Source organism: Flavobacterium psychroterrae (assembly GCF_018380615.1).
Taxonomy (GTDB): Bacteria; Bacteroidota; Bacteroidia; order Flavobacteriales; family Flavobacteriaceae; genus Flavobacterium; species Flavobacterium psychroterrae.
This window is the reverse complement of the sequence record NZ_JAGYVZ010000013.1, coordinates 25,348-40,744: the sequence shown is the minus strand read 5'-3', so window position 1 is coordinate 40,744 and position 15,397 is coordinate 25,348. Positions and strand designations below refer to the sequence as shown.

10 protein-coding genes are annotated in these 15,397 nt (G+C 32.9%); 5 read left to right on the top strand and 5 right to left on the bottom strand.

Annotated features, from left to right (window positions below):
- Positions 1-103: 103 nt before the first annotated feature.
- The 5 genes from KHA90_RS14445 to KHA90_RS14425 all read right to left on the bottom strand — a co-directional run bounded on the left by KHA90_RS14445 (position 104) and on the right by KHA90_RS14425 (position 5,015).
- Entirely contained in the window at positions 104-943 is an 840-nt protein-coding gene (locus tag KHA90_RS14445) for a phytoene/squalene synthase family protein (RefSeq protein ID WP_213301561.1), read from the bottom strand.
- Positions 944-946: 3 nt separating this feature from the next.
- Positions 947-2,413, bottom strand: a complete 1,467-nt coding sequence (locus KHA90_RS14440) for a phytoene desaturase family protein (protein WP_213301559.1) — start codon at positions 2,411-2,413, stop codon at positions 947-949.
- A gap of 38 nt (positions 2,414-2,451) precedes the next feature.
- On the bottom strand, positions 2,452-3,351 hold the full coding sequence (locus KHA90_RS14435) for a MerR family transcriptional regulator (protein WP_213301556.1): 900 nt from the start codon (positions 3,349-3,351) through the stop codon (positions 2,452-2,454).
- A 74-nt stretch (positions 3,352-3,425) separates the two neighbouring features.
- On the bottom strand, positions 3,426-4,385 hold the full coding sequence (locus KHA90_RS14430; protein ID WP_213301554.1) for an ion channel: 960 nt from the start codon (positions 4,383-4,385) through the stop codon (positions 3,426-3,428).
- A gap of 129 nt (positions 4,386-4,514) precedes the next feature.
- Complete coding sequence (locus KHA90_RS14425) at positions 4,515-5,015, bottom strand: tetratricopeptide repeat protein (protein ID WP_244860362.1); 501 nt, start codon at positions 5,013-5,015, stop codon at positions 4,515-4,517.
- A 429-nt stretch (positions 5,016-5,444) separates the two neighbouring features.
- Here KHA90_RS14425 and KHA90_RS14420 point away from each other — a divergent pair, with 429 nt between their 5' ends.
- The 5 genes from KHA90_RS14420 to KHA90_RS14400 all read left to right on the top strand — a co-directional run bounded on the left by KHA90_RS14420 (position 5,445) and on the right by KHA90_RS14400 (position 15,369).
- On the top strand, positions 5,445-6,431 hold the full coding sequence (locus KHA90_RS14420; protein WP_213301551.1) for a hypothetical protein: 987 nt from the start codon (positions 5,445-5,447) through the stop codon (positions 6,429-6,431).
- A gap of 2 nt (positions 6,432-6,433) precedes the next feature.
- Positions 6,434-7,138 (top strand): hypothetical protein, encoded by a 705-nt coding sequence (locus KHA90_RS14415; protein WP_213301548.1) that lies wholly within the window; start codon positions 6,434-6,436, stop codon positions 7,136-7,138.
- Positions 7,139-7,236: 98 nt separating this feature from the next.
- The gene (locus KHA90_RS14410) at positions 7,237-8,856 is read left to right on the top strand and encodes a tetratricopeptide repeat protein (protein WP_213301545.1); all 1,620 of its coding nucleotides are present in this window, start codon (positions 7,237-7,239) and stop codon (positions 8,854-8,856) included.
- Positions 8,857-9,247: 391 nt separating this feature from the next.
- Entirely contained in the window at positions 9,248-11,299 is a 2,052-nt protein-coding gene (locus KHA90_RS14405) for a M4 family metallopeptidase (RefSeq protein WP_213301542.1), read from the top strand.
- On the top strand, positions 11,299-15,369 hold the full coding sequence (locus KHA90_RS14400; protein ID WP_213301539.1) for a T9SS-dependent choice-of-anchor J family protein: 4,071 nt from the start codon (positions 11,299-11,301) through the stop codon (positions 15,367-15,369). Before KHA90_RS14405 ends, KHA90_RS14400 begins: the two co-directional genes overlap by 1 nt.
- Positions 15,370-15,397 lie beyond the last annotated feature (28 nt).

Here is a 15,397-nt window from a genome sequence, read left to right as displayed (position 1 = left end):
TCACTTGTTGAAATACACATAGCTATGTGAAAATGATTTGTCATATTATTTTTAACTTCTATTCAAACGGGAATTCTATGTTTCTATGTATTAGAAATTGATCCTACACTAATTTTAATTTATAAGTTACAAAAGATTGTGCTAAAAGTCCGGCTTTCGTGTAATTTGAAACTCTGATTCTTGAAGTTCCTATTTCGTAATATGGTGTATTGTTGAGTTTTTTTAGTAGTTTTTTATAATAAATATACGCTGTATAAACTCCAAATTGTGCTTCGATTGGGAGTTTTACAATTCCCTGATAGGCGATTCTGAAATCTTCTTCGATTTCGTTTATGATGGTAGTTTTTGCATTTTCATCGAAAGAATTTAGATCAACTCCCGGGAAATAATTTCTATTTAAAACCAAATTATCATCTTTTAAATCTCTAAGGAAATTGACTTTCTGGAAAGCTGATCCCAATCGCATTGCTTCATTTTTGAGCTGATCGTATTTTTGGTCGTTTCCTTTTACAAAAACTTTCAGGCACATTAAACCCACTACATCGGCTGAACCGTAGATGTAATCTTCATATTCGGTTTGTGAATTATAGGTAGATTTGATAAGATCCAGTTTCATGCTTTTCAAAAAAGCGTGAATAAGATCATCTGTAATATTGTATTGTTTTACGGTGTGCTGAAATGAGTTGAGAATTGGGTTTAAGCTTATGCCAAATTCTATTGCTTTGTAATATTCTTTTTCAAAATCATTGATAAGGCTTTCTTTGTCGTAATCATGAAATGAATCGACAATTTCGTCAGCAAAACGAACGAATCCGTAGATGCTGTAAATTGCTTCGCGAATGCTTGGTGATAACATTTTTACCGCAAGCGAAAATGAGGTGCTGTAGTTTTGAGTGACCAACTTACTGCATTTGAATGATACGGTGTCAAATAGTGATTTCATTTTTTAAGATCTAAAAGATTTTTGAATTAACTCAGCTACTAATTTTCCTGATATTAAAGCAGGCGGAACACCTGGTCCAGGAACGGTTAATTGTCCTGTGAAATATAAATTTCTAACTTTTTTGCTTTTCAGCTTTGGTCTTAAAAAAGCTGTTTGCAATAATGTATTTGCCATTCCGTAGGCATTTCCTTTGTAAGCATTATAGTCGTTTACAAAATCATTTTTACAGAAAGATCTCTTAAATATAATGCTATTTTTGATTTCTTGTTGTGTAAGTGCTTCAAAACGAGTGATTATTTTTTCAAAGTATTCTTCTCTAAGTGCTTCGCTGTCATTTATTCCCGGCGCTAACGGAATTAAAAAGAATCCACTTTCCATGCCTTCGGGTGCTGCGGTAAGATCTGTTTTTGAGGGGAAATTAGCATAGAACAATGGTGCGTCAGGCCATTTTGGTTTATCATAAATATCAATTGCATGCTGATTAAAATCAACATCAAAAAATAGGGCGTGATGGGAAATGTTTTGTATTTTTTTATCAAACCCAACAAAAAATAAAAGTGACGATGGAGCAAAAACCCTGCTTTCCCAATAGTTTTCAGAATAAGCGCGATGTTCGATTTCTAATAAAGTTTCGGTATGATGATAATCGGCACCGCTTAAAATAATATCTGCTTTGATGGTTTCGCCGTTAATTACGATTGCTGTTGCAGTTTTATTTTCGACAATAATTTTTTCTATTGTTGAGTCGGTTTTTATTGTAACGCCAAGTTCCAAAGCCAGTTTTTCGATTCCGCGAACGACATCAAACATTCCTGTTTTTGGGTGCCAGGTTCCTAATCCGAAGTCGGCATAATTCATGAAATTGTAGAAAGATGGCGTTTTGGTAGGTTTTGCTCCCAGAAATAAAACCGGAAATTCAAGAATCTGAATCAGTCTTTCGTTTTTGAATTTCTTATGAATGTCATTACTTACAGTGCTAAAAAACTGATTGAGTTTTAATGTAGTTTCAAGTGTAATTAATTCCAGCGGAGAAACTCCGGGACGATAAACAAGATCTTTAATGGCAATATCATAATTGCTTTTGGCTTGTTTAATAAAGGTTTCAAGTTTTTTGCCGCTTCCTTTTTCAATAGATTCGAAAGTGGTTTTTATGGCCTCGAGATTATCATAAATACTGATGAAATCATCTACTCCAAAATAAACCCTGTAAGCAGGATTTAGTTTTATGAGTTCATAATAATCACTGGTTTTTTTATTGAAATCATTAAAGAAACGTTCGAAAACATCTGGCATCCAATACCAGCTTGGTCCCATATCAAAGGTAAAACCGTCTTTTTTAAATTGTCTGGCTCTTCCGCCAATAGTTTCATTTTTTTCATAAATAGTCACTTCGTTACCTTGTTGTGCGAGGTAACACGAAGCGGCTAAAGCAGAGAAGCCTGATCCTATTATTGCTATTGTTTTTTTCATTTGTTTAACAAATGTACAAAAACTTTAAACAAAATAGGTTATAGCATGCTAATTGTTTCTTCCATAGAATTGAAAACCTGCATTCTGTCTGATAGTAATTTTGGATCAATATGTTCTGCCATTTTGCCCATAAGCCAGATTTCATTGTTTTTTTGAAGTAGTTTTTGTCCCATAGATTTCACATATTGATTGATAACGGTGCGATCCGGCTGCACTGTCATGAAGGAAACAAAGGTAATGTTCTCAAAATGTTTGGTCAGATCGTGAAGGTTTTCTATTGGCATACTTTCGCCAAGATATATGGTTTTGTAACCGTGAGATAAAATTTCATATTGCAGGTATAATAACCCTATTTGATGAATTTCATTTAATGGTAATGAAAGCACAAATATTCGATTGGTTTTCGTAGGTTTTTGTATTTGAAGACTTTCTGTATAAATTAATATTTTTTGTTTGATCAAATGACTCATAAAATGTTCATTTGCGGGAGTTATGGTTTCTGATTGCCATAACAATCCTAATTCTTTCAATAAAGGAAGAAAATGATCTTTGAAAACTTCCTTGAATGATTTTTCAGAAATAAGCCAGTCAAATGTGTTGAAGAATATTTCCTGGTCAAAATTCATCATCGCCATTTTGAAAGAAGTTATAGCGTAATTCTGAGAATTTTTCTTGGAAATGATTTCACGGACTAATTGTGGAATTTTTTCTTCGGAATAAGTTGCGATTTTTGAGATCTTATAACCGTATTCGTGTAATAAAGTAATATTTAAAAGCTTTTGTAAATTTTGCAAGTTGTAGAGTCTGATGTTGGTGTCAGTCCGCATAGGCTCTAGGATGTTGTATCTTTTTTCCCAGATACGAATAGTGTGTGCTTTTATTCCTGATAAGTTTTCAAGATCTTTTATGCTGAAAACAGTCTTAATATTGTTTATCATTACTGGTTATTTAATGAACAAAAATAGAATAAAATCTTAGATTACATTGATAACTGGATTAAAATGTTAAAATGTTAAAAATTGACTTTTTGGTAATGGTTTAATTTATCAAGATGCAAAATGGTTTTTGAACCATTTTTACTTCTGTCATACATTGTTTCGAACTTTGCTCCGTACGTTATTTCTCTAAAAGTATATGATGTTCTGGCGGCAACGGTATTGCTGTACATATTGTCAAAAGTGGTGATGAAAACAAATATTTCGCCTTGCATTTTTTTGAAATCCTCTTCGCTGAAATTGTATAACGGACTATCTTCTGTAATGGGATGAACTAGTGTCCAGCTTAAGGAAAGGGCATTTATTTTTTCTAATTCAAGTTCTAAACTATAAAATTTATTCGTTTGTACCCCATTTTCTTCTAAGCTCATTGCTAAGGTAACTTTTGCCGTAGCATCTGTAAAATTGGTATTTTTAAAAGGTACCAGACGAATCATTAATCCTTTGTTTTCTCCGTAAGGCGAAATCAATGCGTTGTCTGCAAATTTTAAAAAAGCGGTGGGTTTGCTGAATCTTCCAAAAAATAATCCTGTTGCAATGGCAAAACTCAATAAACCTATTAATGCCTCGGCGGCTGATAAAGCGCTGGTTAAAAAACCGGTTGGACTAATATGTCCGTAACCAACTGTTGTGAATGTTTGCGCACTGAAAAAATAAGCTTGTCCAAATTGGGTTAAGACACTTTGAGACTGTTCGATTCCGTCCAGATGTTCAATACCGATGGCGTAATAAATAAGAGCAAAAATAAAATTAAGGACAATATAAAAAATAAACAATATCGACATGAATTTCCAATTCGGCATGTCAATCATGGTATGATACCAACTAATGCGACGAAATAAATGCATGCCTCTTTTCTCGATATTTGGAGTGCCGTCTTTGTTTACAAATCTTCCGCCGTAGCTGTTTGCATTGACTCCAAAACCTGAATTTTTATCGGTTTGTGCTTTATGATTTATCTTTTTTAAAAGTGCCATTCAATTGGGTTTAAAGGACAAATGTAAGGAAGATTGTAAATGAAATTGCAGATATTTTTTTAATAAAAAAAGCAATCTGTAAATGTGATATTTACCAGATTGCTTTGTGTTTTGAGAGTTGCTTTTGTTTTATTTACAAAATGTAGCTCTGTTTTTTATAGCACTTTGACTGCCTAATTCGATAGCTTTAGAGAAATCTTTGCAGGCATTTTTTTTGTCTCCGCTTTTGTTATAAGCTAATGCTCTTAAATTATAAGCCACATAATCTTTTGGGTTTAAACCTAAAGATGCTGTACAGTCGTCAATAGTTTCCTTGTACTTTAAAAGTTTGTAGTTTACGTTTGCTCTTCCGGTAAAAGCGTCAGCATTCATGTCGTCTAATTCGATTGTTTTGCTAAAATCAGCAAGAGCGCCTTTTAAATCGTTTATGTTGTACTTTGCAACTCCGCGATTTTGATACGCTTCAACAAAATGTGAATTCATGGCAATTGCCTTTGTGTAGTCAGCAACGGCACCTTTATTATTGCCGGCTTCGGCTTTTTTCAGGGCTTTATCAAAATAGCCGGTTGCAGATTGTGCCCATGTAGAGCAAGTTATCATAATAAATGATAAAAGTAATAAGTGTTTCATAAACCAATTTGGGGATTAGGTTAGCAGGTTAATTAATTAGAGGACGAATTTAATAAAGTTTTGTTTTGTATTGTATTTTCTTTTGTGAAAAAATGGTTAGGAAATGAAATAAACTTATTATGAAACCAAATGTCCTAGCCCAGACAGGAACGGCATCCTTTGCTTGCTTTCTTTAAGCAAGGAAAGATATAGTGAATGGCTGGATTAGCTTCAAATAAAAATGGTACAATGAAAAAATCTTGGTATCATTTTTTGTGGTTAATAATGGATTGAATTTTTGTTCTAATTTTTTTCGGATATATTTTTTTGTGTAAATTTGATTGTTATCTGTTTGTAAAACAATCTTATAATGGGTTGATGTGGTGGGTGAATGTGATGATTTTACTGCAATAAAATGTTTTAATTAGCAACCTGAAATTATTAAAAGGAATGAAAAAATATTTTGCTATTGCATTTGGTGCGCTTTATATGTTGTTTTTTGCAATTCCTTTTCCTATGATTATTTATTATAGTGTTAACAGCGAGTTTGATGTGAACACGCTCAGGGATACTGATCCGTGGCTGGCTTTGAGTATTGTTGGGATATCGATTATTTTATGGCTGATTGTTTTATTGGGATATTTTTATAAATGGATTCTTCACATTTTTATTTCGAAAAAACATATAGAAAGCCTTAAATCTAAAGGAATAGCGCGTGAAGCAAAAATTTTGCATGTCGTGAAAAAATCAAAACCTGACGCAAAATTTACTACGTATGAACTTGAATTATTATTTAAAAATCTGGCTGATACAGAAATCACTCATAAAACTGTCATTACAGATGGTAAACCTCAACAACGCAGATTTGAGGTTGGTAAAAAAATAAGTTTAATTCTTGATAGGGATTCAAAAAAAGAACCGCATTTTATTATTGCAACGACTGAGGTTGGAATAAATATAATTAGAATACTTCTTATTTTTTTAGGCTGGCTTGTATTTGTTGGCTTGGTTTTAGGTTATTATGTTTACGCCTATCAAACGGAAAGTTATGGTATGGGTTGGCGTTTTATGAGTTTTGGACATCCGTTGATTGTTTGTCCGGCGGTGCTTTTGTTTTTTAGATATCTCTTAAAATTTATATTCAGTAAACTTACGGGTTTAAATGGCGATGCTGGATTGATTAAGTTTAAAGGAATGAAAACCTGGGCTAAATTGATAAAAGTGAGTCAAACGGGAACTTATATTAATGATCAGCCAGAAATTAGGTTTGAACTTGAATATAGTGACAATAAACATCATGTGCATCGAAATAGCCTGAAAAAAGTGATTAGGCTTCTTGATCTTGACATTACGAAACAGGAACGAATAGAAATTTTTTATTTGCCGGAAAATCCTAATCAAATTGCTTTTGCCAGCGATTTAAATACTATAAACTAGCCATGAAAAAAGCAATTATATTATTTGTTTGCTGTCAGCTTTTTTTGAGTTGTGAGCAAATATCAAAAAGTATCGACGAGACATTAAAATCAAATGATACTTTAGTAACTAACAAAAATGTAAATCCTGTGTCTCCGCCTGTTGTAAATACTCAAATGGATGTTGAGAAAATAATAAAAACGGCTCTTGAAACGCATTCGGTTACTTACACGGAACAACATACTGAAGGTAAAAATATTGATTTTTTGACGGATATAAATGCATTAGAAAACGCCGAAGAAGCGCTGCGAAAATTGCCCCAATATGCCGGAAAGGAGATTTTTATTTATTCGACTTTATATTTTTATAATGACGGATTGATTAATGTTATGCTTCAACACCCAACGAATCCTAAGTATGTTGATATTTATACGTATCAAAACGGAAAATGGTCAGAGCCAAAACCGTTGCAATTATCGGTTAGGGATGATGTTGGAAAACGTTTGGTTTCGCTTAATAAAATCAAATTTGTAAATGTTGCCAAAGTCACGACGATCTATAATAAAAAAGCAGCAGAAGTTGAAGGAGCAAAAACGCTCACTAACGCGTATGTTTCAATATGGGATAATAAAATGCGCTGGTATCCTACCAATATTAACGGAAGCAGGGAAAGATATTCGATCCAGTTTAATGATGACGGAACTTTGAAATCGTTTCATCAGGATTAAAGATTATATAAAATAACCAATTGAATTCTTATTCTGTGTACTACTAATCATGTTTGTTTTATTTAAATTTGAAATTTTTCTTACTTTTTTTAAACATCATGACACGACTATTTTCTTTCTTTTTTCTTTTTCTGTCTTTTAATATCTATTCTCAATCTTCAGCACAAGATATGATTGATAGTTTAAATAGTATTAACAATCCTCAGAAAAAAGTAGAATTGTGCCGTAAAATTGCTTTAAAACTCAAAAATTCAGATTGGGACAGAGCTATAAAATACATTGAATTAGCTGAAGCCGAAGCGAAAAAAACAAAGGATCCGGAACTCAATTTAGCTCAGGTTTACATTACAGCCGGCAAAATGTACAATTCAAAAGATGTTTTAGATATTGCTTTAAAATATTACCTCAGAGCATATGATATTTACAAAACGAACAATAACATTGAGGAAGTTGCTAAACTGGAAAACAATCTTGCGATTATTTATGCAGTAGGTAATAATAAGGAAAAAGCACTACAGTATTTCTTAAATGTATATCGCTATCAAAAATCCAGGCATGATTCTGTCAAGCTGATAAAAATATTAAACAATATAGGAACCCTATATCTAAAGAAAAATTTAGACTCTTCTCTGCATTACTACAAAAAAGCATATCTCATAAATAAAACTTTAAAAGACAATGACTTAAAAGTTAATGTGTGTACTAATTTAGCACGAGCCTATGATTTGAAAAAAGATAAGATAAATGCTGACTATTATTTTGATGAAGCTTTTTCTTTAGTGAAGACTGGGGTTAATACTATAGTAGAAACTTTTGTGTATGAGTCATTTTCTGAATATATGCTAAAACAGAAAAAGTATGATGCGGTAATCGTAAATGCAAAAAAAGCATTAGAATTAAGTAAAGAAAATGTTTATAGTTTTTCAGGTTTAAACCTCAACAAAATGCTTTATCAGGTATATATAAACAAAGAGGATTATAAAAATGCGGTTTATTATTTTCAGAAATATAATGCGATCAACGATAGTATCAATGTCGAGGAAAAGGCTGTAAATATTGAAAGAATAAAGCTGGAACAGGATTATAAAGCCAGAACCCAAATAAAAACACTTATTGAACAAAAGCAACAATTTAAATATTATGTGGTGGGACTGATATTAATTGTAGGCATATTGATATTGATTATTTTACTGATTAAATATCGAAATACAAATATTAAAAATCAACTTGAAAAAGAGAAGTTAAACACTAAGATGCAAGCGTTAAATCAAACCCTGGAAGCTAAAAAGAAGGTTTTGATAGGAAAAGCAATGGCAGAAATACATCGTACAGATAATATTAATGAAATTCTGACTGATCTTAAACAAATCAAACTCAAAACCGTTAATAGGGAAATGCAGCATGCTATTGATATAGTCTTAAAGCGTCTGGAAAAGAATTTAAATACGGATATCTGGAAGGAATTTGAAATAAGTTTTGAACAGGTTCATAAATCTTTCTTTGATAAATTAACGGTCGATTATCCTTCACTTACTCCGAAAGACCGCCGACTTTGCGCTCTTTTATATCTGGATTTAACCACAAAAGAAATTTCTCAAATTACCGGACAATCCTTTAAATCAATCGAAAATGCCCGAACAAGACTTCGTAAAAAGTTTGATTTGACTAATGAAAAAGTAAATCTCTCTACATATCTCAATACATTTAAACCTGAATAATTGTAAAATAAAAACCAAACTAATGATCTGATTTAGTTTGGTTTATTTTTTTATGAGTGTTTTTTTGGTGCCCCATTTTTACCAAAGAGTGTTTTTGCAATAGTCCTTTTTTTCAAAAACAGAAATGTCAATTCTACATTTACCCAATCGATGTAAATAGATCAGGATGAATGCGAAGAAAAAAAATAAACCTCTTAAAAGTTTAGAACAGCTTCTGGAAGAAGCAAAAACAAAAAAGGAAACTCTTTTAAAGATCCTGAAAAAAATAACTAACGATAATTCTGAAAATCAAACACCAAATTGATTTTTAGCAACCGCTTTTATGGTTTGCTATGAACTATGAAGCGTGATTATTATGAACCAAAATAAGTATTAATTTAAATTTTAAAGAATGAATCAAATTTACTTCAAAACCAGGTATTTGTTTGTTTTGTTGAGTTTCATTGCCTGTTCTGTGGTCATGGCTCAGTCACCTTTGCAAAACATACCGCAAGGGAATCTAAAAACTGCATTAGGACCGTCATCCACAAGTCAGAAAGATCAGGTCTCTGACAAAACAAGCGATCCAAATTCCAGTCAGGATAATGATGCAAATAATTTATTTGCTCAGGACGATCAAAAGATAAAAGGTAAAGAACTGTCTGCGGCAGAAAGTGAAGCAGTAACAAAACAATTGCAGCAAAGCCAGAAATTATTTGTGGGAAAGCTTGCTAATACTGCAGAGAAAACAAATCCGCAGGATTCTGTTAGTACAAAAGTCAGGTCTTTTGCTAAATCTTCAAATTTAACGGCGAAAAATATCTTTGAAGTTAAAAAAGCAGATTTTAATTTAGGCAGTTCAGACAAAATGCAATTAAAATCCATTTCTGATAATCATGGGAGAACTCTCGCTACTTATCAGCAATTGCGTAATAATATTCCTGTTGAAGGAGGAATTTATAAAGTAAGAGAAAATAAAACTAAAATTGATGCATTTGGATCTATGGCTAAGAAGTTACCTGGCAGTAATTTTAAAATCAGTGCCGCAACAGGTTTAGAAAACGCACTTAAAACAGTAAATGCGAAACAATATATTTGGGAGAGTAAAAAATTAGGTTCGTTAGTTAATAAAAATATTAGCACAAAGCCGCAGGGGGAGCTGGTTTATGTTGGACCTGATTTTTCTTCTGATTTAACGGAATATCATTTGGCTTGGAAATATGATATTTTTGCGACCAATCCGCAATCAAGCCAGACCATTTATGTTGATGCCAATTCAGGAAAAATAATTGTTGTTATCGACCTCAATCGGGATGTTAAATTTACTGGTCAAAGTCTCGGAAAAGGTAAATCCAGATATTCGGGAGATGTAACTTTTAATACAAAACAATATGCAGATGGTTACAGATTAGAAGCTTTACAAAGTAAATTCAATGTACCTGTTGTTACCTGGAATATGAATCACGCAGATAATGCTTCGGATGAAGTAATCACTGAATTTATTGATGAAGATAATATCTGGAACGAACTTCATAATAAAAATAATGATGAGGTTGCCATAGATATTCATTGGGGAATGCAAAAAACGATTGACTATTATGCGGAAAAATTTAACCGAAATAGCGTCGATAATAAAGGAATGCAAATTATTGGTCTGGCGCATTTAGGTATCAATGTAGAAAATGCTTCATGGACGGGCGGATGGGCTCAATTTGGAGATGGTTACAACACGCCATATGTTGGTTTAGGAATTACAGCACATGAACTAACACATGCCGTAACACAATTTTCTGCCGGTTTAATTTATCGTGGAGAATCTGGTGCAATGAATGAATCTTTCAGTGATATTTTTGGCGTTTCTGTTGAGTTTTATGCTGGAAAGGACAAAAAAGAAGATATCTGGATGCTGGGTAATGAATTGTACTCGCATGGAAGTATGCGTAGCATGTCTAACCCAAAGGCACAAAATCAGCCGGACACTTACGGAGGACTAAACTGGGTAAATCCGTTAGCGACTACTTACGATAACGGAGGTGTTCACTTTAATAGCGGAATCACCAATTACTGGTTTTACCTTTTAAGCGAAGGCGGTCAGGGTACAAATGACTTCAATAATAGCTACGATGTTAAAGCTATTGGTCTTGCTAAAGCAGAGAAAATTGCTTACATCACGCTTACAGAGTATTTATCTCCTTCTTCAAACTTTAGCGATATGCGCCAGACCACTTTAATGGTTGTAGAAGATTTGTACGGATTAGAGTCTGAAGAATACAAACAAGTTTCAAATGCCTGGTATGCGATTGGTATTGGAGCTTCATATTCAGACAAACAAATTGCGCTTGTCTCTGTTGAAAAACCTTCTGTTACTTGTGGTACTTTAAAAGGAGATGAACCTTTTTATGTAAAAATTAAAAACACAGGATCTACTGTAATTAAAGCAAATGAAACTCTAAATTACAATTAATGACTGTTGGTTCTAGTGGCAAATTCAACACTTTCTATACTAAAGACGATAGTATTAGTTTTGCTAAAAATCTGGCGTTAGGCGAAGAGATAACTATAAAAATTCAAGATAATCTTCCTTACGTGATAAGTGCAACAGCTGCAAATTATGTAGAAATAAAATTTGATTTCAAGCCTATTGAAGAGTTTGGCACAAAAGACGGAGTTTCTTTTGTCGCTAATTTATTAGTTCCTCCTGCTCAAAAAGATTTTGATATCAAATTTGTGGGATTAAATCTTCCGTCATATTCAGGAGAAACATTGTCTGCAAGTCATCCATTAGTGTTTACTATCTATAATTTAGGCTGTCAGGATATACCAGCAGGATCTAAGTTAAAAGTAGGATATGCAAATACACTTTCCGGAAGCGAAACTGTATGGAAAGATATTACGCTAAATACAGCTTTTAAAGGCAACTCAGAAATGACAATTCCTTTTGATGGTACTATCGATTTATCTGCAACAGGTTTGCATACTTATGAAGCTTTTGTAGCATACAGCAAAGACCCGGTAACAACTAACAACAGTACTATAAATGCTGTTTATAGCGGTATCGTAACTCAATTTCCGTATTCTCAAGATTTTGAAGGAACACCTGGAGGCTGGTTTTCAGAATCATTAGTTACAAATCAAAAATTTATATGGCAGCCATATTCATATTCCTTTAGAGATACCAATTCGAGATATTTGTGGGCAACCGTAACTCTTGGCACTTCTGAGCTATTGCAACTCAATGCTGATTTTACATTACAATCTCCAATATTTGATTTTACTAATGTTAGCTCTCCCTATGTTGAGTTTGATATGACTTATTTATTCTATAGAGGATATCACGGATTAATTGTCGAATATTCTGAAGACAATAAAAACTGGAAAAAAGTTACAGGTATCGATTATCCTGATACTGTACATTATAATAATTTAGTTTCAGGACCATGGTTTACTGGAATTAATAATGATCCAACTAAAAAACCATATGGAATGCGTTTAAATGAACTAGCAGGTAAAAAAGGGGCTATTCGTTTTCGTGTAATTGCAGATAATAATAGCAGTAGGTATTTAGGTGCTTTTATAGACAATATTCGCGTAGGTAATGCACCTTATGATCTGGAAGTTGCAGATGTAAAATTAGATGCAGGAACCTGTACCATTAACAATAACAATGTAACCATAAATGCTAAGATCATTAATAATTTCTCGACAACAGGTGAGCAGGTTAATGTTACAGTCAAAATTCTTGATAATGCAAAAAATGAAGTTTTTTCAAAAAATGAAAAGGTAGTTCTACTGTTTACTAAATTTAGAGATACTATAACATATTCTATTCCAAATATTAATTTAACAAGCATTGGTGCAAATACAGTTGTAGTTTCGGTTTTTCCTGAAGATATAACTCAAGATGTTAAACCTGAGAATAATACCTTCACATTTGGTTACGATAGCTGGAATAATGAAGATATGAAAGTATCTGTGCTTCCTTATACAATGGATTTTGAAGATGCAACCAAATATAAAGGATGGAGAACATCTGAAAATAAAAATGCAACAGGATGGCAACATGGAGTAAATACTGATTTACGTTCACCTGGTTGGTTTGTAACAGAACATACGCATTTTATGGCGAGTAACGATGATAAATGTGGTTGTAACTCTTCAAACGATATGTTAATTTCACCTGTATTTGATTTGGGTAATTATAAAGAAGCTCACCTATCATTTGATGGTTTTGGAGATGCGAAGAGACTTTCAGACGGATATGTAAAAGTGAGTACAGATGGAGGTGCAACCTGGGAAACGGTATTTAAGGTACCATATTTAAGTAATTGGTACGAATATCACGTAGATTTAAGCGCGTATGCAGGACAATCTTGTGTTCTGGTAGCATTTCAGCATGATGATAATGGATTATTTGCCAGTGGTTTTGCGGTAGACAATATTAAGATTAAAGAAACAGCAGATTATTTGCAGTTATCTAATTTAAGTATGCCAGAAATTGTTTACGAAGATGCTCCATCGCATGAATTTTTAATCAGTGCAAAAAATGTTTTTTACAATAAAGTTGATAAAGCTACAATCGAATATCAAATTACCCAAAATGGTAAAGCTGTAGGTGAACCAGTTGTATTAGAAAGAAATAATCCAATATTGCAATATCAAACCATTGTCTATACCGGAGATGGTATTCCGCAACTACCAGCAGGAAATTATGATATTACTGTAAAAATAATTTCAAACGGACAGCCAAAAGATCAGGCAGAAAGTCTTACAAAATCTTTTCAGGTTATTACGAAAGCACCACAATTAGATATTGAGACTTTTTCTGATGTACCTGTAGGTTCCCTATTTGGATCAAAAGGTTTTGTTTCTGGTAAAAGTGATAGAGATTTCGCGTGGCAAGCAGTAGTTAAACCTGATAATAAATATTTAACTATTCCTGTTAAAGATCATACAGGAGATGCTGCTGCAACAATGCTTTATCATCCGCTCGAAAATGGTTATAACTATGGAGAACTAATATTACCTCTATACAAGTTAGCTGAAAATGCAACTGCAATGGAATTTTATTATGCAATCGACAGTAATGCCAATAATACCTTTATTGTAGATGTTAAAACCATAGGAGGGGAATGGAATGAAGCATGGAAAACTACCAAAGAAGTACTTCATTCAGACAAAGAATGGCAAAAAGGAACAGTCAATTTAAATAAATATGCTGGCAAATCTATAATGTTGCGATTCAGACATTCGCTGACTAGTGGGTATTCTTATATGATATTAGATGATTTAAAAGTAATAAGTGAGCCTTTTTTAGACGTATCATTACAAATAGTCTCACCAAAAGATGTATGTGGCGGAACTGAAGTTAGAGTTAAGCTAACCAATGAAGGGCAAATTGCAATTGCAGAAAATGCAATTCAATTAGTTTTAGAATATGTTAACACAAGCGAAACTATTTCAGAATCTGTTGAAAATGCAATTCCTGTTGGAGAAAGTATAGAATATACTTTTAAAAAGCAGCCTGAACTTGACTTAAGTGGAGACTCTCATGTATTCAATGTTAAGGCAAAACTGGATAACAATGTTGTGCAACAAAACAACGAAATAAAGAATTATATCTATCAGGGAGTATCATCAGATTTCAAAATATTTGATAATTCGATAATTCACGGATATGAAGGCAAAACCTTGTATGTTGATGCTGCAACTAATTTTAGTGTTAAAAAACTCAAAGTAACTTCATACAAGTGGAGTACAGGCGATGTTACTAATGGCATTGAAATAAATAAAGCTGGAGATTACACAGTCACGGTTGTAATGAATAATGGTTGTAAACTAACAGAAAAGATAACGGCAACATTTGAAACTTTTGAATCTGATTTAGTAAGCGGAGATGTTTGCGGTCCTGAAGTTGTTTTAAATCCTGGAAACTACAAATCATACGAATGGTTTGATGGCTCAACAGAGTCAACTTATGCTACAAAAGAAAGCGGAGACTATTTTGTAACGGTTTATAACGAAAATGGGATTGGTAAAACTTTTAGTACTTCCATTTCAATTCTTGAAAACAATATTGTACCTGAAATTCAGATGATAAGTGATAAAAAAATAAGTTCATCTGTAGAAGAAGTTTCTTATCAATGGTTTTTAAACGAAAGACCGATACCAAACGCAACCCAAAAATTTTTAATCGCAATTTGGGAAGGAAATTATAGTCTGCAGGTAAGTAATAATAACGGATGCAGCAGTGTTTCAGCGCCATTTGATTCAAAAGGTATGCTTCTTGGAAAAATAACAAATGCTTTTAGAGTATTTCCTAACCCGGCAGTTGATAATGTAAATATCTTTTTAGCAGATGAAATTGAAGGAGAAACAAATATTAATATTTACGCAATGGATGGAAAAGCGGTATGGAATAAGTCTTTTTCAAGTATTCCTTCAACTATAAATATAAGCGGATTAAGTCCTGGAGTATATGTTTTAGACTGCAGTATACAAGGAAAGAAATATACAGCTAAAATTATTAAAAAGTAAAAAAAATCCAAATAGAAATAGGTAGCTC